The sequence below is a fragment of the Pseudomonas sp. LS_2 genome, assembly GCF_042709235.1.
GTDB lineage: Bacteria > Pseudomonadota > Gammaproteobacteria > Pseudomonadales > Pseudomonadaceae > Aquipseudomonas.
Map to the genome: position 1 here is coordinate 1 of NZ_JAVAYC010000034.1, position 18,894 is coordinate 18,894.

16 protein-coding genes are annotated in these 18,894 nt (G+C 63.5%); 9 read left to right on the plus strand and 7 right to left on the minus strand.

Annotated features, from left to right (window positions below):
• The 5 genes from RAC97_RS21985 to RAC97_RS22005 all read left to right on the plus strand — a co-directional run.
• A partial coding sequence (locus tag RAC97_RS21985) for a carbon starvation CstA family protein (RefSeq protein WP_375101756.1) occupies positions 1-427 on the plus strand: 427 nt, incomplete at its 5' end.
• A 20-nt stretch (positions 428-447) separates the two neighbouring features.
• Positions 448-645 carry a YbdD/YjiX family protein gene (locus RAC97_RS21990; protein ID WP_375101757.1) on the plus strand — a complete coding sequence of 66 codons (198 nt, stop codon included), beginning with the start codon at positions 448-450 and terminating at the stop codon, positions 643-645.
• Between the two features lie 74 nt (positions 646-719).
• The gene (gene yjiA, locus RAC97_RS21995; RefSeq protein WP_375101758.1) at positions 720-1,697 is read left to right on the plus strand and encodes a GTPase; all 978 of its coding nucleotides are present in this window, start codon (positions 720-722) and stop codon (positions 1,695-1,697) included.
• Between the two features lie 105 nt (positions 1,698-1,802).
• Positions 1,803-2,165: a type II toxin-antitoxin system RelE/ParE family toxin gene (locus RAC97_RS22000; protein ID WP_375101759.1), complete on the plus strand. Its 363-nt coding sequence runs from the start codon at positions 1,803-1,805 to the stop codon at positions 2,163-2,165.
• Positions 2,166-2,169: 4 nt separating this feature from the next.
• On the plus strand, positions 2,170-2,472 hold the full coding sequence (locus RAC97_RS22005) for a Fis family transcriptional regulator (protein WP_375101760.1): 303 nt from the start codon (positions 2,170-2,172) through the stop codon (positions 2,470-2,472).
• A gap of 64 nt (positions 2,473-2,536) precedes the next feature.
• On the opposite strand, the gene glyA is transcribed toward RAC97_RS22005, so the two are convergent.
• Both glyA and RAC97_RS22015 read right to left on the minus strand, forming a co-directional pair.
• Positions 2,537-3,790, minus strand: coding sequence for a serine hydroxymethyltransferase (gene glyA, locus RAC97_RS22010; RefSeq protein WP_375101761.1), 1,254 nt, complete (start codon positions 3,788-3,790; stop codon positions 2,537-2,539).
• Positions 3,791-3,951: 161 nt separating this feature from the next.
• A complete protein-coding gene (locus RAC97_RS22015; RefSeq protein WP_375101762.1) occupies positions 3,952-7,782 on the minus strand; it encodes an EAL domain-containing protein in 3,831 nt (1,276 codons plus the stop codon).
• 258 nt (positions 7,783-8,040) lie between these two features.
• Here RAC97_RS22015 and RAC97_RS22020 point away from each other — a divergent pair, with 258 nt between their 5' ends.
• A complete protein-coding gene (locus RAC97_RS22020) occupies positions 8,041-8,436 on the plus strand; it encodes a hypothetical protein (RefSeq protein WP_375101763.1) in 396 nt (131 codons plus the stop codon).
• Between the two features lie 11 nt (positions 8,437-8,447).
• Here RAC97_RS22020 and RAC97_RS22025 read toward each other — a convergent pair whose 3' ends face one another.
• Positions 8,448-9,017 carry a CGNR zinc finger domain-containing protein gene (locus RAC97_RS22025; protein WP_375101764.1) on the minus strand — a complete coding sequence of 190 codons (570 nt, stop codon included), beginning with the start codon at positions 9,015-9,017 and terminating at the stop codon, positions 8,448-8,450.
• Between the two features lie 287 nt (positions 9,018-9,304).
• Here RAC97_RS22025 and ettA point away from each other — a divergent pair, with 287 nt between their 5' ends.
• Together ettA and gdhA are read left to right on the plus strand one after the other, a co-directional pair.
• Positions 9,305-10,972 (plus strand): energy-dependent translational throttle protein EttA, encoded by a 1,668-nt coding sequence (gene ettA / locus RAC97_RS22030; RefSeq protein ID WP_375101765.1) that lies wholly within the window; start codon positions 9,305-9,307, stop codon positions 10,970-10,972.
• Positions 10,973-11,284: 312 nt separating this feature from the next.
• Positions 11,285-12,625 (plus strand): NADP-specific glutamate dehydrogenase, encoded by a 1,341-nt coding sequence (gene gdhA / locus RAC97_RS22035; protein ID WP_375101766.1) that lies wholly within the window; start codon positions 11,285-11,287, stop codon positions 12,623-12,625.
• Positions 12,626-12,716: 91 nt separating this feature from the next.
• Here the strand turns inward: gdhA and RAC97_RS22040 are convergent, their stop codons facing one another.
• The 4 genes from RAC97_RS22040 to RAC97_RS22055 all read right to left on the minus strand — a co-directional run bounded on the left by RAC97_RS22040 (position 12,717) and on the right by RAC97_RS22055 (position 16,133).
• Positions 12,717-13,214 carry a GreA/GreB family elongation factor gene (locus tag RAC97_RS22040; protein ID WP_375101767.1) on the minus strand — a complete coding sequence of 166 codons (498 nt, stop codon included), beginning with the start codon at positions 13,212-13,214 and terminating at the stop codon, positions 12,717-12,719.
• Between the two features lie 68 nt (positions 13,215-13,282).
• Complete coding sequence (locus RAC97_RS22045; RefSeq protein WP_375101768.1) at positions 13,283-13,639, minus strand: hypothetical protein; 357 nt, start codon at positions 13,637-13,639, stop codon at positions 13,283-13,285.
• 75 nt (positions 13,640-13,714) lie between these two features.
• Positions 13,715-15,568 (minus strand): DUF4105 domain-containing protein, encoded by a 1,854-nt coding sequence (locus tag RAC97_RS22050; RefSeq protein ID WP_375101769.1) that lies wholly within the window; start codon positions 15,566-15,568, stop codon positions 13,715-13,717.
• Between the two features lie 76 nt (positions 15,569-15,644).
• The gene (locus RAC97_RS22055) at positions 15,645-16,133 is read right to left on the minus strand and encodes a DUF3015 domain-containing protein (protein WP_375101770.1); all 489 of its coding nucleotides are present in this window, start codon (positions 16,131-16,133) and stop codon (positions 15,645-15,647) included.
• Between the two features lie 255 nt (positions 16,134-16,388).
• Here RAC97_RS22055 and RAC97_RS22060 point away from each other — a divergent pair, with 255 nt between their 5' ends.
• On the plus strand, positions 16,389-18,827 hold the full coding sequence (locus RAC97_RS22060; protein WP_375101771.1) for a Lon protease family protein: 2,439 nt from the start codon (positions 16,389-16,391) through the stop codon (positions 18,825-18,827).
• The last annotated feature ends 67 nt before the right edge of the window (positions 18,828-18,894 follow it).

Genomic DNA, 18,894 nt, shown 5'->3' on the forward strand with positions numbered 1-18,894 from the left:
ATTGTTCGGTATCTCCAACCAGATGCTGGCCGGTATCGCCCTGATGCTGGGGACCGTGGTGCTGATCAAGATGAAGCGCCAGCGCTATGTGTGGGTCACCCTGGTGCCGGCGCTGTGGCTGCTGATCTGCACCACCACTGCCAGCCTGATCAAGCTGTTCGACCCGAACCCGGCGGTCGGCTTCCTGGCCCTGGCCAAGAAGTACAGCGCGGCGCTGGATGCAGGCCAGGTGCTGGCTCCGGCCAAGGACATCGGCCAGATGCAGCATGTGATCCTCAACGCCTACACCAACGCCGGCCTGACGGTACTGTTCCTGATCGTGGTATTCAGCGTACTGTTCTTCGCCATCAAGGTCGGCATCGCCGCCTTGGGTCGCAAGGAGCGCAGCGACAAGGAAACCCCGTTCCAGGCATTGCCTGACGCTTGATCGAATAGAGGAATGCAGTGATGTTCAACGACCTGGGTCGACTGGGTAAGTACCTGGGACAGGCCGCCCGCCTGATGGTGGGCATGCCTGACTACGACACGTATGTCGAGCATATGCAGAAGACGCACCCGGACCTGCCGGTGATGAGCTACGAGGCGTTCTTCCGCGAGCGCCAGGAGGCACGTTACGGCGGCAAGGGCGGCCCCAAGTGCTGTTGACCCTGCTACACGCGTGAACCTGTGGGAGCCCAGCCGGGCTCCCACATCTTTTTCGGCTTCATGGAGGCACCTGCTTGCAAACGCCTATTCCCGTTACTGTCCTGACCGGCTTTCTCGGCGCCGGTAAGACCACGCTGCTCAAGCACATGCTCAAGGCCGAACACGGCCTGAAGATCGCGGTGATCGAAAACGAGTTCAGCGAGGCCGGCATCGACAGCCAACTGCTCGGTGACGAGCCGGTCCAGGTGATGACCCTGGCCAACGGTTGCGTGTGCTGCAGCATCCACGGCGACCTGACCCGCGCGCTGGTACTGCTGCTCGAACGCCTCGATGCCGGTGAAATCGCCTTCGACCGCCTGGTGATCGAGTGCACCGGCCTGGCCGACCCGGCCCCGGTGGCCCAAACCTTCTTCATCGACGAAGAACTGCGCGACCGCTACATCCTCGATGGAATCATCACCCTGGTGGATGCCAAGCACGCAGACGTACACCTGACCCAGGCCATCGCCCAGGCCCAGGTGGGTTTTGCCGACCGCTTGCTGCTGTCCAAGACCGACCTGGTGGAGCCCGCAGAGCTCGAGGCCTTGGGCGAGCGCCTGGCGCGCATCAATGGCCGCGCCGCCCAGCGCGTGGTCGAGCACGGTCGTATCGACCTGGCAGAGCTGCTGGATGTGCGGGGCTTCAACCTCAACCCGGACCTGGGCGGCAGCCTCAAGCCAACCCTGCGCCCGGTACTCAAGCCAGCCACGCCCGATCGTATCTCCACCTTGGTGCTGCGCACCGACACCGCGCTGGATATCGACCGCCTCAGCGACTTCATGAACGAGCTGCTGGAAACCCATGGCAAGCAACTGCTGCGCTACAAAGGCGTGCTGAACATCGCCGGCAACGACCGCCGCCTGGTATTCCAGGGCGTGCTCAAGCTGTACGGTTTCGACTGGGATGCCGAGTGGGCCGATGGCGAGGTGCGGGAGAGTGTGATGGTGTTTATTGGCGATGAACTGCCGGAGGAGAAGATCCGGGCAGGCTTCGAGGCGTTGAGCGACAGCTGAGTCGGAAGCGTCTGATTGGTTAATGCCGCCGCAAGGCGGCATTTTTTTGCCTGCGATTTTGCGCCATCGCCAAGCAGATAAACCTGAACTCAATGAGTACCTTTTTTGGTACAGTTCTCCTCGTGCGATCAGCACATCGTTCTAAATGTCAGATTCTTCCGGACCGAGCTTGGTAACGAGCCCGTACGCGAATGGTTGAGTGCGTTGCCTCGTGAGCATCGTCAACGCGTAGGTATCGAGATCAAGAGCGTACAGATGGGGTGGCCGTTAGGCATGCCCCTGGTCAGGAAAATGGAGCCCGGTCTATGGGAGATTCGTGTGGACTTGGGGGAGAGCATTGCTCGCGTGATGTTCACGCTGGCAGAGGATTGCTTGTTGCTTCTCCATGGCTTCATCAAGAAAAGTCGCAAGACGCCTACAGCTGATCTGGTCTTGGCCCGGCAGCGCAAGGCAAGACTAAGGAGGTAACCCTATGCACCCGCACATAGGTTCGGATTTCGAAGATTTTCTCGTTGAAGAGGGGCTGGCCGAGGAGGTATCTGCGGCTGCTTTGAAAAGAGTCATTGCCTGGCAGCTTGCCAAGGCAATGAAGTCGCAGAAGATCAGCAAGACGATGCTGGCGCAACGCATGCACACCAGTAGAACGGCTGTAGACCGTGCTCTGGACCAGACCGACCCAGGCATGACCCTGGCAACGTTGGCCAGCGCAGCCAAAGCGCTGGGGCAGAGAGTCGAGATTCGGCTGGTACCGGAAATACCCCCCGGCCCGCCGTAGAAACCAAAGAAAAAGCCCGGCACATGGCCCATGGCCGGGCTTTTTCACAACAGGCGTTCGTCAATCAGTTGCCGTACACCGGCAGCTTCTTGCAGATGGCCTTGACCTTCTCGCGAACGGCGTCGATCACCGCTTCGTTGTTCAGGTCGGCGAGGATGTCGCAGATCCAGCCGGCCAGCTCGCGGCACTCGGCTTCCTTGAAACCGCGGGTGGTGACGGCTGGGGTGCCGAAACGCAGGCCCGAGGTGACGAAGGGCGAACGTGGGTCGTTCGGTACCGAGTTCTTGTTGACGGTGATGAACGCCTTGCCCAGGGCGGCGTCGGCGTCCTTACCGGAGATTTCCTGCTTGATCAGCGACAGCAGGAACAGGTGGTTCTGGGTGCCGCCGGAAACCACGTCGAAACCGCGCTCGATGAACACGCTGGCCATGGCCTGGGCGTTTTTCACCACTTGCTGCTGGTAGGCCTTGAACTCAGGCTGCAGGGCTTCCTTGAAGCAGATGGCCTTGGCCGCGATGACGTGCTCCAGCGGGCCGCCCTGGGCGCCTGGGAAGACGGCCGAGTTCAGCTTCTTCTCGATGTCGGCGTTGGCACGGGCCAGGATCAGGCCGCCACGCGGGCCGCGCAGGGTCTTGTGGGTGGTGGTGGTGACCACGTCGGCGAACGGCACCGGGTTCGGGTACACGCCAGCGGCAACCAGGCCGGCCACATGGGCCATGTCGACGAACAGGTAGGCACCGACCTTGTCGGCGATTTCGCGGAAGCGTGGGAAGTCCAGGACCTGCGAGTAGGCCGAGAAACCGGCGACGATCATCTTCGGCTTGTGCTCTACAGCCAGGCGCTCGACTTCGTCGTAGTCGATCAGGCCGTTGGCGTCGATGCCGTACTGCACCGCGTTGTACAGCTTGCCGGACGAGGAAACGGTGGCGCCGTGGGTCAGGTGGCCGCCATGGGCCAGGCTCATGCCCAGGATGGTATCACCGGCCGACAGCAGCGCCAGGTAGACCGCGGCGTTGGCCTGGGAGCCAGCGTGCGGCTGGACGTTGGCGTAGTCGGCGCCGAACAGTTCCTTGGCGCGGTCGATGGCCAGTTGCTCAACGATGTCGACATACTCGCAACCACCGTAGTAGCGCTTGCCTGGGTAGCCTTCGGCGTACTTGTTGGTCAGCACCGAGCCCTGGGCTTCCATGACGGCGGGGCTGGTGTAGTTTTCCGAAGCGATCAGCTCGATATGCTCTTCCTGGCGCAGGGCTTCTTGCTGCATGGCTTCGAAGAGCTCTGCGTCGTACTTGGCAATGGTCAAATCACGGCTGAACATGGCGGTCCTCAAGGATCGGGGCAGGTAATGGGGGGGCATTCTACCCCATTGCCCCTGGCCTGGCATATGAAGTGGCGTCATGTCGCGGACCAATGGAATTCAAGGTCATTCGTGGTCGCTGCGGGCCTCTTCGCGGGTTTACCCGCGAAGAGGACGGCGCGTCACTGGAACATGAACAACGTTTCGTTGCTGAACTGCGCCTCGAACTGGTTGGCCGGCATCGGCCGCCCGAACAGGTAGCCCTGCACTTCGTCGCAGCCGTGTTCGCGCAGGAACTCCAACTGCTCGTGGGTTTCCACGCCCTCGGCGATCACCGCCAGGTTCAGGCTGTGGGCCATGGCGATGATCGCCCGGGCAATCTGTGCGTCCTGCTCGCCTTCGGGCAAGCCGTCGACGAAGGTACGGTCGATCTTCAGCACATCGATGGGGAACTGCTTGAGGTAGTTCAGCGAAGAATAACCGGTGCCGAAGTCGTCGACCGCGATGCTCAGGCCGAGCTTCTTCAGGCTGTCGAGGATAACCATCGCCTCGTTGACCTCGCGCATCAGGATGCTTTCGGTCAGTTCCAGCTCCAGGCACGCCGGCGGCAGACCGGTTTCATCGAGGATATTGGCGATGCGCGTGCCCAACTGGCCGTCGGAGAACTGCCGCGCCGAGATGTTCACCGAGACCTTCGGCACCCGCACCTTGGCTGCGTGCCAGGCCTTGAGCTGGCGGCTGGCCTCGCGCAGTACCCAGTCGCCGACGTCGACCACCAGGCCCAGCTCCTCGATCACCGGAATGAACTCGCCTGGCGGCACCAGGCCGCGACGCGGATGGCGCCAGCGCAGCAGTGCCTCGGCACCGGTCAGGCGCTTGCCGTCGCCGCTGAACTGCGGCTGGTAGTAAAGGATGAACTCGTTCTGCTCCAGGGCGTGGCGCAGGTCGCTCTCCAGCTCCAGGCGCTCCAGGGCGCTGGCGTTCATGTCGGCCTGGTAGAACTGGAAGTTGTTCTTGCCGCGCTCCTTGGCGTGGTACATGGCGGTGTCGGCGTTCTTCATCAACTGGCTCAGCTCGCTGCCATCCTGCGGGCTGAGGGCGATGCCGATGCTGGCGGTGACGAAGAACTCGCGGCTCTCCAGCACGAACGGGCGCACCAGGCTGGCGAGGATGTTTTCCGCCACGTGGATCGCCCGGTTCAGCGCCATGTCGCGGCTGCTGCGCGGTTGCAACAGCAGGGTGAACTCATCGCCGCCCATGCGCGCCACGGTGTCGTCGTCGTCCACGCAGGCCAGCAGGCGCTCGGCCATGTCCTTGAGCATGCGGTCGCCTGCGGCATGGCCCAAGGAGTCGTTGATCGGCTTGAAGCGGTCGAGGTCGAGGAACATCAGCACCACCCACGACTTGTGGCGCTCTGCCTGCTGCAACGCGGTGTGCAGGCGGTCCTGGAACAGCGTGCGGTTGGGCAGGTGGGTGAGGGCGTCGTAGTACGCCAGGCGGTGGATGCGCTGTTCGCTGGCCTTGCGCTCGCTGATGTCGGTGAAGAAGCACACGTAGCTGGCCAGGTCGCCTTCGTCATCGAGCACGGCGGTGATGCCCACCCAGGCCGGGTAGTGCTCGCCGTTGCGGCGCCGCAGCCACACTTCGCCCTCCCATGAACCGCGCTGGTGCAATTGCTTGAGCACGTAGCGCAGGTGGGCGTCCTGCTGTTCGTCGACGGTCAGCAGGCTCGGCAACTGGTCGAGCACTTCACTGACTTCGTAGCCGCTGACCCGGCTGAAGGCCTCGTTGGCCTGGACGATATAGCCGGCGGGGTCGGTGATGAGAATCGCCGAGGTGGAGTGCTCGAACACCGTGGCAGCCATGCGCAGGTCTTTCTCGGCACGACGCTGCTGGCTGATGTCGCGGCCCACGCCGAGTACGCCTTCGAAGCGCTCGTTGTCATCCCACACCAGCACCAGGCGCAGCTCGATGGGGATCTTGCGGCCGTCGGCGCGCAGGCAGTCGAACAGGAACAGCTGGCTGGTCAGTTGGCTGCGCAACTGGCCCAGTTGCTCGCGGTCGTCCAGCGCCTTGCTGACCCGCTCCAAGAGGCTGTAGATGCCGGTGAGCTGCGCCGGGTTGGCGACGATCGACTGCCAGCCGTGTTCGAAGATCCAGTCGGCCTGGTAGCCGAGCACTGTCTGTACCGAGGGGCTGACGTAGTTGAAGCGCAGTTGGTTGTCGGTGGAGAAGATCACGTCGCTGATGCTTTCGGCGAGCATGCGGTAGCGTTGTTCGCTGTCGCGCAGGGACTGGCTGGCCTCGATCTGTGTGGTCACGTCCTTGGCCACGCCGATGATGCGCACCACCTGGCCTTCGCTGTCGCGGCTCAGGGCTTGCTCGCGAATGTCGTAGCAGCGCCAGGCGCCGTCGCGGTGGCGAAAACGTAGCTGGCAGTGCAGCGACTGATGGTGGCCACTGTCGCGCTGGTGGTTGCGCAAGGTGCGGTAGTGCTCGGCATCTTCCGGGTGCAGCAGCAGTTCCCAGAAGTGGTCGCCCATCTGCGTCAGTTCCGTGCGGTCGTAGCCCAGGGACTGGCCCAGGTGGCGGTTGCTGAAGATCATCCGCCGACTTTGCACGTCCTGCACATAAAGCTGGTCGGGCACGGTGCGCACCACGTCCGACCAGAAGCTCTCGCGTTCGAGCAACGACAATTCCACCTGCTTGCGGCTGGTAATGTCGCTGATGCTCAGGATCACCGCCTGGAAGTCGGAGCGCTGCCGGGGCAGACGCGCCATCACCCACAAGTGCAGTTCGCCGCCCAGTGGCGCGGGCAGACGCACTTCCAGTTCGAGCACTTCGCGCTGCTCGATCAAAGCATCCAGCAACTGCGCACCGATGCTTTCGCGGCCCACGCCGCTGCTTTCGAACAGGCGCTGCCAGGCGCTCTCGTTGCTGTCCACGTTGAGCAGTTGGCGGGCGACCTGGTTGATCTCGGTGATCTTCAGCTCCTGTAGCAAGGTACGCCGCAGGCTGGGGTCCAAGGCCAGGCTCTGGCGCAGGGCGGGCTGGTTGCCCAGGTGGTAGCGGTCGATCTGGCCGGGCAGGCTGGATAAGTCGAGCACGCACAGCGCAACACCGGTGCCTTCGAAGATCTCCTGGTAACGTCGGCGATCTTCCTGCAACGCCCGCTGCCGGCGGCGCATATTGATCAAGGCCAGCACTGGCAGCAGCGCACAGAACAGCACTAGCAGGCACTTGCCGAGCAGAGCCGGCAGCAGCTTCTGCTGGGCCAGGCCCGCATCGAACAGACCATGGACCTGCCAGGTGCTGTTGTCGAGGAAAGCCAGCATCACGCTGTGCAAGGGGCCGACGTTCGGCCCGTGTATGCCATGGCGCTCGAGGACCTCGCCGGTGCGTGCGTTCTCCAACAGCCACAGCGGGTGGGCCGCGCCTTCGAGCTTCCAGGTCAGGTGGTGGTAATAGTCGTTGGACAGGCGCAGCAGCCAGTAACCGCGGCCCTGTTCGGGCAGCTGGCGCAATAGCAGGTAGATGTAGCGGTTGTCGGGCGCGTTGGTGAAGAAGTAGCTGCGGCCTTCGGCGAGCTGCAACAACTCATCCAATTGCGCCTGGTCTGGCGTGCCGGCCAGGCTGTCGCGCACGACATGGCCCCTGCTGTCCAGCCACGCCACGCCGTACAGGGCCGGCAAGCGGTTGCGCAGGGTGTCCAGCAACGAGGGTAGGGCCACCGCCGTTGGCGCTGTGTCGTAGGGTTGCACCACGTTCATCGCCTGCTGGGCCTTGAGCGCCATGGTCAGGCTCAGGTGGTCGGCCAGTTCCGCACTCGCCGACAGGCTCTGCTGGCGCAGGTCGGCCTGGGTGTGGCGGTACTGCGCGAATAACTGCCACAGCAACAGCCCCAGCAGCACCAGTGCCAGCAAGGCCAGTGCGCCCTTGAGCGAGCCGCGCAGGGCGCTACCGGTGACCGGGGCTGCGCTGCGCGAGGGCGGTGGTGGAGTGAAGTTGGTCAAGCGTCGTTCCTGCGATTGGGCTGGCTATGGCAGGTGTCGGGTCATGCTCGCAGGTGTGTCGGTGTCAAAGTGCATGCCGCTTGCGCGCACTATAAGGCCGGACGTACGAAGGCGGCTAGCATGCCTTCAAATATGGCAAAGTGCCAGCCCGTGTGTCGGTCCTGAAACAGTGCGGCCGGTGCTGGTGGTTCGGCAAGGCCCTGCATCCTGTGCGAGAATGCCGGCCGCTTCATAGTCAACGCACTGGAGATGTACGGTTTGGTTACTCATTTTTCCGCCAATGGCCTCGATTCCGCCTGTGGGCGTAGCAGTCAGACCCTGGTCAGCACTGCCGAGGTCGGTGACGTATCCTGCAAGTCTTGCCAGCGTTCGCTGGACAAGTCCGATGCGGCCAGCGCCGGCGTGCGCAAGAGCCCATCGCTGGCCGAGTTGCGCAAGTCGGCCAAGGCCACTGTCGAACCGGTCGAGCCGGTAGCACGCCCGGCAGCAGCCAAGCCTGCGGGCAAGGTTGTGAACACCGTCGCGAGCAACGTGTCTGGGCGGCCGACACGTGCTGGCGGCTTCAGCGTCAAGGCGGCCTGGGCCGCTCGTCTGGCCGAAGAAAGCAGCACCTCGCGCCTGCCGCGTGGCAAGGCGCGCCAGCGCCACGTCTGAGGGCGCTGCCTTTATTGCTGTTTGCGCTTGCGGAACTCCGCCACTTTATGGCGGTTTCCGCACAGCGCCATGCTGCACCAGCGGCGGCGATGGGACTTGGTGCGGTCGTAGAACCACAGTACGCAATCGGGATGTTCGCATTCGCGCACCAGGTTGAAGTCGCCTTCCACCAGCAAGTTCGCGGCTGCTTCTGCGAGGGGCGCGAGGTACTGCTCGGCGGTATCGGCTGCGCGCACTGTCTCCAGGTGCGGTTCGCCGCTGGCCGACCACACCAGGCGGGGGTGGCCGGGCGTCGCCAGGAAGCGGTTGAGTACCTGCGGCGAGCCGGGTTCATGCCTCTTGCGCTTCTCTACCAGCTCACGCACCGCCTCGCGCAAGGCCACTGCGGCCATGTGCAACTCACCCTCGGCGAAGCTGGCCGCAGGCAGGCCCCAGCCGGTGCGCGCCAGCCAGGCCCGCACGTCCTCATCGTTGCGCCAGAAATCCACCAGCGTGCCGTCGCTTGCAGCTCGGGTGTTGAGCATGTCCAGCACCGGGTGGTCGGCCAGCACGAACGGTTCGAGGGGCGTGGTGGTGTTCATGGGCAGGCTCCGAAGGGTGAATGGCGAGATGGTAACCCTGAAAACATTTAAATAATAGTTACCGTGTTTGCAAGCCCGAGCACCTGCGGTAGTTGAGAGTGTCGCGGGTTGTTGAGAAGATAGCCCGCTCGGCGGCCATAGCTGCCGCCGCCCCTGTCCGGGAACCGCCCGGCAGGTCGATTTTCTGTCGTGCAGGGCTCGCATTAGCGCTCTTGCACTTTTCACGTGAGCCCGCGCAGGTCGCGGGCCGTGCAGTGTTCTCAATCTTTTTGACCGAGGTCGCCAGAATGGCTCAATACGTCTACACCATGCATCGGCTGAGCAAGGTCGTGCCGCCGAAGCGGGAGATTCTCAAGAATATTTCCCTCTCGTTCTTCCCGGGCGCCAAGATCGGCGTGCTCGGCCTGAACGGTGCGGGCAAGTCGACCTTGCTGCGCATCATGGCCGGGGTCGACAAGGAGTTCGATGGCGAAGCCCGGCCGATGCCGGACATCAACGTCGGCTACCTGCCGCAGGAGCCGCAGCTGGACCCAAGCAAGACCGTGCGTGAAGTGGTCGAGGAAGCGGTCAGCGCCATCAAGGACGCCCAGGCGCGCCTGGACGAGGTTTATGCCGCCTACGCCGAGCCGGACGCCGACTTCGACAAGCTCGCCGCCGAGCAGGCCAAGCTGGAAGCCATCCTGCAGGCGGCCGATGGCCACAACCTGGAGCGCCAGCTGGACGTCGCCGCCGATGCCCTGCGCCTGCCGGCCTGGGACGCGAAGATCGAGCATCTCTCCGGTGGCGAGAAGCGTCGTGTGGCACTGTGCCGTCTGCTGCTGTCGGCCCCCGACATGCTGCTGCTGGACGAGCCAACCAACCACCTGGACGCTGACTCGGTGGCCTGGCTCGAGCGCTTCCTGCACGACTTCCCCGGCACCGTGGTGGCGATTACCCACGACCGTTATTTCCTTGACAACGTCGCTGGTTGGATCCTCGAACTGGACCGCGGCGCCGGTATCCCGTACGAAGGCAACTACTCGGGCTGGCTGGAAGCCAAGTCCGAGCGTCTGGCGCAGGAATCCAAGCAGCAGAGCGCCCACGAGAAGGCCATGAAAGAGGAACTGGAGTGGGTGCGCAAAGGCGCCAAGGCTCGCCAGTCCAAATCCAAGGCCCGTCTGCAGCGCTTCGAGGAAATGCAGTCGCAGGAATTCCAGAAACGCAGCGAAACTAACGAGATCTACATCCCGGCCGGCCCGCGCCTGGGCGACAAGGTCATCGAGTTCAAGAACGTTTCCAAAGGCTATGGCGACCGCCTGTTGATCGACAACTTGTCGTTCTCCATGCCAAAAGGCGCGATCGTCGGCGTTATCGGCGGTAACGGTGCGGGTAAATCGACCTTGTTCCGCATGCTGATGGGCAAGGAGCAGCCGGACTCGGGCAGCATCGAGATCGGCGAGACCGTGCAGCTCGCCTGCGTCGACCAGAGCCGCGAGGACCTGGACGGCAGCAAGACGGTGTTCCAGCAGGTGTCCGACGGTTCCGACCAGATCCGCATCGGCAACTACGAGATCCCTTCGCGCACCTACGTTGGCCGCTTCAATTTCAAGGGCGGCGACCAGCAGAAGTTCGTCAAGGACCTCTCCGGTGGTGAGCGTGGCCGTCTGCACCTGGCCCTGACACTGAAGGAGGGTGGCAACGTCCTGCTGCTCGACGAACCGTCCAACGACCTGGACGTCGAGACCCTGCGCTCGCTGGAGGAAGCCCTGCTGGACTTCCCAGGCGCTGCCATCGTGATTTCCCACGACCGTTGGTTCCTGGACCGTGTGGCGACGCACATCCTGGCCTACGAGGACGACTCGAACGTGGTGTTCTTCGAGGGTAACTACACCGAGTACGAAGCGGATCGCAAGAAACGCCTGGGTGATGCTGCTGCGCAGCCGCACCGGGTACGACACAAGAAGCTGGCACAGTAAGTCGCTGGTTTTCTGCACGAGAATGGGGCCTTTTTAGGCCCCATTTTTGTGCCTGCCTTATAGATGGCAGCGGCTTCTTCGCGGGTAAACCCGCTCCCACAGGTTTTATGAAATGCTTCAGGAGGTGCGGTCCCTGCAGGAGCGGGTTTACCCGCGAAGAGGTCAGCCACGACTTTAGGCTTTGTATACAGTTATAGAATTCGCACCAAATATTTTCATAAAAACGACATTTCGCCCTGTTCTGGTGCGATAGCTTCTTGATACATTCCCCAAAAAATCAAGAAGCCCAATCCCTTTGGTGAGATGTCTACCATGATCGAATCCGTCGACCATTTCCTTGCGCGCCTCAAGCAGCGCGACCCTGCCCAGCCCGAATTCCACCAGGCCGTCGAAGAAGTGCTGCGCAGTCTCTGGCCGTTCCTCGAGGCCAACCCCCATTATCTGCAAGCCGGCATCCTCGAGCGCATGGTCGAGCCCGAGCGTGCGGTGCTGTTCCGGGTGTCGTGGGTCGATGACCAAGGCAAGGTGCAGGTCAACCGTGGCTACCGCATCCAGATGAGTAGCGCCATCGGCCCCTACAAAGGCGGCCTGCGTTTCCACCCGTCGGTGAACCTGGGGGTACTCAAGTTCCTGGCCTTCGAGCAGGTGTTCAAGAACTCGCTGACCTCGCTGCCCATGGGCGGCGGCAAGGGCGGTTCGGACTTCGACCCCAAGGGCAAGAGCGATGGGGAAGTGATGCGCTTCTGCCAGGCCTTCATGAGCGAGTTGTACCGCCATATTGGCGCCGACCTGGACGTGCCGGCCGGCGATATCGGCGTCGGCGCCCGCGAAATCGGCTTCATGTTCGGCCAGTACAAGCGCCTGGCCAACCAGTTCACCTCGGTGCTGACCGGCAAGGGCATGACCTACGGCGGCAGCCTGATCCGCCCGGAGGCCACCGGCTACGGCTGCGTGTACTTCGCCGAGGAAATGCTCAAGCGCCAGGAACTGCGTATCGATGGCCGCCGCGTGGCGATTTCGGGCTCTGGCAACGTGGCCCAATACGCCGCGCGCAAGGTCATGGACCTGGGCGGCAAGGTGATCTCGCTGTCCGACTCCGAAGGCACCCTGTATGCCGAAGCGGGCCTGAGCGATGTCCAGTGGGACGCGCTTATGCAGCTGAAGAACGTCAAGCGCGGGCGTATCAGCGAGCTGGCCGAGCGCTTTGGCCTGGAGTTCCGCAAGGGCCAGACGCCGTGGCACCTGCCATGCGACATCGCGCTGCCTTGCGCCACGCAGAACGAGCTGGGCGCCGAGGATGCCCGCACCCTGCTAAGCAACGGCTGCATATGCGTGGCCGAAGGCGCCAACATGCCAACCACTCTGGAGGCTGTGGATATCTTCCTGAAGGCCGGCATTCTGTATGCGCCGGGCAAGGCCTCCAATGCCGGGGGCGTAGCGGTGTCGGGTCTGGAAATGTCGCAGAACGCCATGCGCCTGCTGTGGACGGCTGGCGAGGTGGACAGCAAGCTGCATGCGATCATGCAGTCGATTCACCATGCGTGCGTGACCCATGGTCAGGAGGCCGATGGTTCGGTGAACTATGTGAAGGGCGCGAACATAGCCGGGTTCGTGAAGGTGGCGGATGCCATGTTGGCGCAGGGTGTGGTGTAAGGCATCTCCCGATGCAGTGACGTCTTCGCGGGCAAGCCCGCTCCTCCAGGAAAATGAAGAACCCGGCAGGAGCGGGCTTGCCCGCGATCCTTCAGCGCTCACGCTCGATGGCAATGACCTCGATCGACTGATCCCCCGCCGGTCGCCGCCATAGCACTTCGTCCCCAGGCTTGGCGCCGAGCAGTGCCCTGCCCAGTGGCGAGCCCCAATTGACCAGCCCGTGCGCCGCGTCGGCCTGGTCCTCCCCCACCAGCTGCACACAGTGCTCCTCGCCCTGTTCATCGGCGAAATGCACCCGGCTGCCGATCTGCACCTTGTCCTGCGAAAGGGCTGGCGGCACCACCTGGGCGCTTTGCACCCGCGCCGCGAAATAGCGCAGGTCGCGGTCGGTATCGGCCAGCCGTTGCTGGTCGGCGCGGTCGCCCTGGGCCTGCAATTCGCCGCGCAGGCGGTTCAGCTCGGCCACCCTCTGCTGTAGCTGCGCGAGACCTTTGGCGGTGACGTAATTGGGCTGGTCGCTGACCCGCCGCTCCACCGGCTGGCTGGCCTGGGCGGCGGCCTGGTCTTCGTTGACGAACGCTCGGCTCATGGGTGGCCTCCTGTAGGCAGAAGACCATGGTGGCAGGTCATGGGTTTCAGCGGATATCTGTCTGCGACCTAGTCGCGCCGGTACGCGCGCCCGGCGGCACGATCCTTTTCCTGCTGCCAGTCGCGGTCGCGATCATTCCAGTAGCGTTCGCGGTACTGGCGCAGGTCTTCGTTGCTCTGCATGGCGTGGCATTGGCGAAAACCATCGTCCCAGCCGCTTTCGTATTGGCGGTTGTGCAGGTAGCGCGGCACATCCTTGCGAAACCCGCCGACCATGAGGCCGGCGGCCTGGCGGCCGCTGCTGCAACCGTCGCCGAAACCATCGGCGTAGGCAGGTGGGTAGCCTTGTTCGAGCATCTGTTCATTGGCCGGCTGGCAGCCTGCGAGCAGCAGGGTTATCCACAACAGCGGCCATGACCGAGACATATCCACAAACCTCCAGGTAGTGGGGAAAGTCTAGGAGCTGCTTTGTCGACGCGATGTCAAAACACTGTCGAAGCTTCAATAGTGGTACCACTTCACTTCCAGCGTCACCTCGTTCTGAGCCGTCGCCAAGTGGCTGAACTCGCGTTTGGCGCTGAGCCGCAGGCCCAGGTCGCGGGAAATCTCCCACTGCTGGTTCAGGCTTAGGCTGCGACGTACCTCGCCATTGGTGAAGTAGTCACCCTTGGCCTCCAGGGTCATGTTGCCCAGCCCGTTGCGCCATAGCAGCCCGCCATTGAACCCGGCCGCCGGCGAGATGAACTCGGCGAAGTCGTTATGGTGCTCGACGCGCACAGTGCCCAGGGCAAAGCCCAGCAGGTCGTCGCTCAGCTGCCAGGTGCCACCGCCACCACCATTGATGTGGCTGACCAGCACTTCGTCATCGTGCTTGCCCGGGACTCGCTCCAGGCCTCCGGCTACCTGCCACGACCAAGGCTTGAGCAGCGCGTTGCGCGGTGTCAGCGAGCGGATGGTGGCGAGGTCCAGGCGTTGCACCTGCCAGTCGTTGCCCTCGTACTGGCGCAGCTTGAGCTGGAGGATCTCGATCTGCGCGCCGAGCGGGAAGCCGTAGGCGTTGTCGTTGAGGTCGTGATAGGCCATGCGCAGGCCGTACTCGGCGTAGGCGCGGTCTTCCCGCGTGCCCACGCCCAGTTGCCAGGTGCGCGACTGGTGGCCTTCCTCGGGCAGGCCGGGACGTTCGATCTGCAACGGCGGTGGCGGGTTGCGGTTGATGGCGCGCAACAACTCGAAGCTGCGCTTGGCCTGGGCCGGGTCGCGCTCCTGGCCGGTGGCGCGGTAGCGCTCCAGGCGGTAGGCGGCGTCCTGTACCAGGGCCTGGCGCTCGCGGGGCAGGGCGGTGAAGTCGGGGTTGTGCAGCTGTGCGGTGTCGGCGCTGAGGGCCAGCACCTGCTGCTGTTCCGCAGGTTCCAGAGGTTCGGCACGGGCCAGCAGTTCGCGTTCGCGGGAAGGGCGGTAGCGTGTGTCCGATACCAGGCCTGACTGCTTCACCGCCTTGACCGTGTCGGTGGGAATGGCGGTGAGCGGGAATTGCGAGGTCAGGTCCAGGCCAGGGCGCGCCACCTGCAACAGCTCCAGCAGGCGGTAGGAACAGTTTTCGTCGAAGAAAAAGTAGTCGAACTGGATCTGCTTGAGCTCCCAGACGTGTTCGACCATGCGCCCGGTTTCCTCGGGCGTGAGGTCCAGCTGGTATTCCCACAGGTCCCGGTTTTCCAGGCTGCGGTACTCAGACAGTTTTTCCTGGTACGGCATCATCGCGAACAGGCCGGGATAGCCGCCCATCAGGCCTTTCCAGGCGTAGAGAATGCTGTTGTCGCTGCCTTCGATATAGGCGCCGAAATTGATCGCGTAGCTCAACAGCGTGGTGTCGTTGCTGCGGGTGTCGGCCTTGTCGATACGCAGCAGGGTGTGGCCGAACATCGACGAGGGGCTGTTCAGGTAGGCCGCCGGGAAGATCATCACCGTGCTGTGCGGGTCGACGTCCTGGTACCAGCGGGTGAATTCCTGGCAGTTCGGCTGGGGCAGGTCGGTGAGCTGCAACTGCTCGCGCAGCCAGCGGGTGCGCGACGGGAATACGCACTGAGCGTGTTTGTCGCCCAGGCTGGGCGGGGCGTACAGCGCCTCCAGGGTAGCGCGCAGTTCCTGGTCGGGATGGTGCGCGCCGTCTTCTGCGAGGAAGAAATTGCGGTCGTCCACATAACTGCGCCAGCCGCCGAGCTTGGCGGGCTCGTAGTGGCCGAGGGCGATCCAGTAGCGGGTGGCGGCCAGTTCTTGCAGGCGCGCGTCGTCCACCCATGGGGCGGCATGCAGCGGCGCGCAGGCGCAGAGCGCAAGGTAAGCGAGGCGTTTGAGCATATCGGGCAACTACGTCTGAACGATGCCGAAGGGTGAGGTGTGAAGCCCGCCCCGTTGCCGGGGCGGGAGGGGCGACTCAAGCCTCGGTGGCGTATTTGGCCAGGCGTGGGTCGTTTTTCAGGACGGCGAGGGTGTTGTTGTGCACAGATTCCACAGTGGCGTCGGCGCTGCTGAAGATCTGCTGGAAGTGCTGGTGGGTAACGGTGGAGAAGTAGGCGCGGTCTTCAGGCGCGACACCGAGCACCACCGCGTAGGTGGTCAGGGCTTCGCCCTTGCCCTGGGCCATGTCTTCGGACAGCTCGTTCATGGTGCCATTCATGGCCAGCCAGGACTTGCCGCCATAGGTCAGCGCGCCCTTGGTGGAGCAGCCATTGGTGCCGGAGGTCATGCCGAAGGTGGCGTTGCCGGAAGTGCCGTTGGTGGTGGAGGCCAGGAAGTGTGCCGGGGTGCCGCGCTGGCCTTCGAACAGCAGGTTACCCCAGCCACAGTTCGGGCCACCTGGCGCTTCAGCCATGGCGTTGATGGAAACCGCAGTGAACAGCGTACCCAGAAGAATCCGTTTCATAGCATTAGTTCTCTTTTTCTAAGACGTACCAATGGTCAGGGTTACAGGCAACGATTGCCTGGTCGGGAAAGCGTTTCACCCCCCCGCGCAAGTTGGAGTTTAGGCACGTTCTAATAGTTGCGTCATTGATTGCGAAAAATTCCCTGGCGATAAAGCCCGTGGCGCATGCGACATAAAGTCCCGGCGAGCCTTGCAAGGCGCGCGCAGGCAGCGCCAGAATGCTGCGTATCCGCCCCGCCGAAGTAAGGAAGCCCAATGCCCGATCCTGTCGCCTCGCGTCTGCGCCTTGCGCCCGAAGCCCTGACCCGGCGTTTTTCCCCTGAGCAGTTCGCTTTCACCCATACCGACGATCTGGAGCCGTTTCGCGGTGTACTGGGCCAGGAACGCGCTGTCGAGGCCCTGCAGTTCGGTGTGGCGATGCCACGCCCTGGTTACAACGTGTATGTGATGGGCGAGCCCGGCACGGGCCGCTTCTCGTTCGTCAAGCGCTACCTCAAGGCCGAGGGCAAGCGCCAGCAGACCCCGGCCGACTGGGTCTACGTCAACAATTTCGAAGAGCCCCGCGAGCCCCGCGCCCTGGAGCTGCCGGCCGGCAGCGCCGGTGAGTTCGCCAGCGACATGAACGGTTTGATCGACAACCTGCTGGCTACCTTTCCGGCGGTATTCGAGCACCCGTCCTACCAGCAGAAGAAAGGCGCCATCGACCGCGCCTTCAACCAGCGTTACGACCGCGCGCTGGATGTGATCGAGCGCGCCTCGCTGGAAAAGGACGTGGCGCTGTATCGCGACGCCAGCAATGTCGCCTTTACCCCCATGGCCGATGGCAAGGCGCTGGACGAGGCCGAGTTCGCCCAGTTGCCCGAGGAGGTGCGCGAGCGCTTCCACGAGGATATCGCCGAACTGGAGGAGCGCCTGAACGAGGAGCTGTCCAGCCTGCCGCAATGGAAGCGCGAGTCGAACAACCAACTGCGTGCGCTCAATGAAGAGACCATCACCCTGGTCCTGCAACCGCTGCTGGCGCCGCTGTGCGAGAAATACGCGGAAAATGCCGCGGTCTGCGCCTATTTGCAGTCGCTGCAACTGAACCTGCTGCGCACCGTGGTCGAGCAACTGGTCGACGACGCCAAGACCGACGCCGTCGCACGCAAGATGCTCGAGGAACAGTACGCCCCCAGCCTGGTGGCAGCTCACCCGGGCAATGGCGGGGCGCCAGTGGTGTTCGAGCCGCACCCGACCTACGACAACCTGTTCGGGCGTATCGAGTACAGCACCGACCAGGGCGCACTCAACACCTCCTACCGGCAGTTGCGCCCAGGTGCCTTGCACCGCGCCAACGGCGGTTTCCTGATACTCGAAGCCGAGAAAATGCTTGGCGAGCCGTTCGTCTGGGACGCCCTCAAGCGCGCCTTGCAGTCGCGCAAGCTGAAGATGGAGTCGCCGCTGGGCGAGCTGGGTCGTATCGCCACCGTCACCCTGACGCCGCAGATGATCCCGCTGAACGTCAAGCTGGTGATCATCGGCTCGCGCCAGCTCTACTACGCGCTGCAGGACCACGATTCGGACTTCCAGGAGATGTTCCGGGTGCTGGTGGACTTCGACGAAGACATGCCGATGGTCGATGAGAACCTCGAGCAGTTCGCCCAGTTGCTGCGCACCCGTACCAACGAAGAAGGCATGGCGCCGCTGACCAGCGATGCGGTGGCGCGCCTGGCTACCTACAGCGCACGCCTGGCGGAGAACCAGTCGCGCCTGTCGGCGCGCATCGGCGACCTGTTCCAGCTGGTCAGCGAGGCGGACTTCATTCGCCAGCTGGCCAACGACGAGATGACCGACGCCGGGCATATCGAGCGGGCGCTGAAGGCCAAGGCCACGCGTACGGGGCGGGTGTCGCAGCGGGTACTCGACGACATGCTCGCCGGCATCATCCTGATCGATAGTGAGGGCGCGGCGATCGGCAAGTGCAACGGCCTGACCGTGCTGGAAGTCGGCGATTCGGCGTTCGGCATGCCGGCGCGTATCTCCGCCACCGTCTACCCGGGCGGCAGCGGTATCGTCGACATCGAGCGCGAGGTCAACCTGGGGCAGCCGATTCACTCCAAGGGGGTCATGATCCTCACCGGCTACCTGGGCAGCCGCTATGCCCAGGAGTTCCCCCTGGCGATTTCGGCCAGCATTGCGCTGGAGCAGTCCTATGGCTATGTGGATGGCGACAGCGCCTCACTGGGCGAGGCCTGCACACTGATCTCGGCGCTGTCGCGCACCCCGCTCAAGCAATGCTTCGCGATCACCGGTTCCATCAACCAGTTCGGCGAGGTGCAGGCAGTGGGTGGGGTCAACGAGAAGATCGAAGGCTTCTTCCGCTTGTGCGAAGCGCGAGGCCTGACCGGCGAGCAGGGAGTGATCATCCCGCGCGCCAACGTCGCCACGCTGATGCTCGATGAGCGTGTGCTACAGGCGGTGGAGGCCGGGCGTTTCCATGTCTATGCGGTCAGCCAGGCCGACGAGGCCCTGAGCCTGCTGGTGGGCGAGGAGGCCGGGGCGCCGGACGAGAAGGGCGAATTCCCCGAAGGCAGCGTCAATGCCCGGGTGGTCGAGCGCCTGCGGGTGATTGCCGAGATGATCAGCGAGGAAGAGATCAAGGAGGCCGAGAAGGAGCGCCTGGAAGAGGTCATCGCCCAAGCCAAGCCTGCGTAAGTCAATAAACCGGCGCTGAAGGCCAAGTGCTACCGTTCAGCGCCGGTTTTCCAACTCTTCCCGCTGG

Coding starts and splice junctions, on each gene's coding strand:
- gdhA (WP_375101766.1), top strand. CDS start 11,285: ATGATCGAATCCGTCGACCATTTCCTTGCGCGCCTCAAGCAGCGCGAC.
- RAC97_RS22055 (WP_375101770.1), bottom strand. CDS start 16,133: ATGAAACGGATTCTTCTGGGTACGCTGTTCACTGCGGTTTCCATCAAC.
- RAC97_RS22045 (WP_375101768.1), bottom strand. CDS start 13,639: ATGTCTCGGTCATGGCCGCTGTTGTGGATAACCCTGCTGCTCGCAGGC.
- RAC97_RS21990 (WP_375101757.1), top strand. CDS start 448: ATGTTCAACGACCTGGGTCGACTGGGTAAGTACCTGGGACAGGCCGCC.
- ettA (WP_375101765.1), top strand. CDS start 9,305: ATGGCTCAATACGTCTACACCATGCATCGGCTGAGCAAGGTCGTGCCG.
- RAC97_RS22050 (WP_375101769.1), bottom strand. CDS start 15,568: ATGCTCAAACGCCTCGCTTACCTTGCGCTCTGCGCCTGCGCGCCGCTG.
- glyA (WP_375101761.1), bottom strand. CDS start 3,790: ATGTTCAGCCGTGATTTGACCATTGCCAAGTACGACGCAGAGCTCTTC.
- RAC97_RS22040 (WP_375101767.1), bottom strand. CDS start 13,214: ATGAGCCGAGCGTTCGTCAACGAAGACCAGGCCGCCGCCCAGGCCAGC.
- RAC97_RS22005 (WP_375101760.1), top strand. CDS start 2,170: ATGCACCCGCACATAGGTTCGGATTTCGAAGATTTTCTCGTTGAAGAG.
- RAC97_RS22025 (WP_375101764.1), bottom strand. CDS start 9,017: ATGAACACCACCACGCCCCTCGAACCGTTCGTGCTGGCCGACCACCCG.
- RAC97_RS22060 (WP_375101771.1), top strand. CDS start 16,389: ATGCCCGATCCTGTCGCCTCGCGTCTGCGCCTTGCGCCCGAAGCCCTG.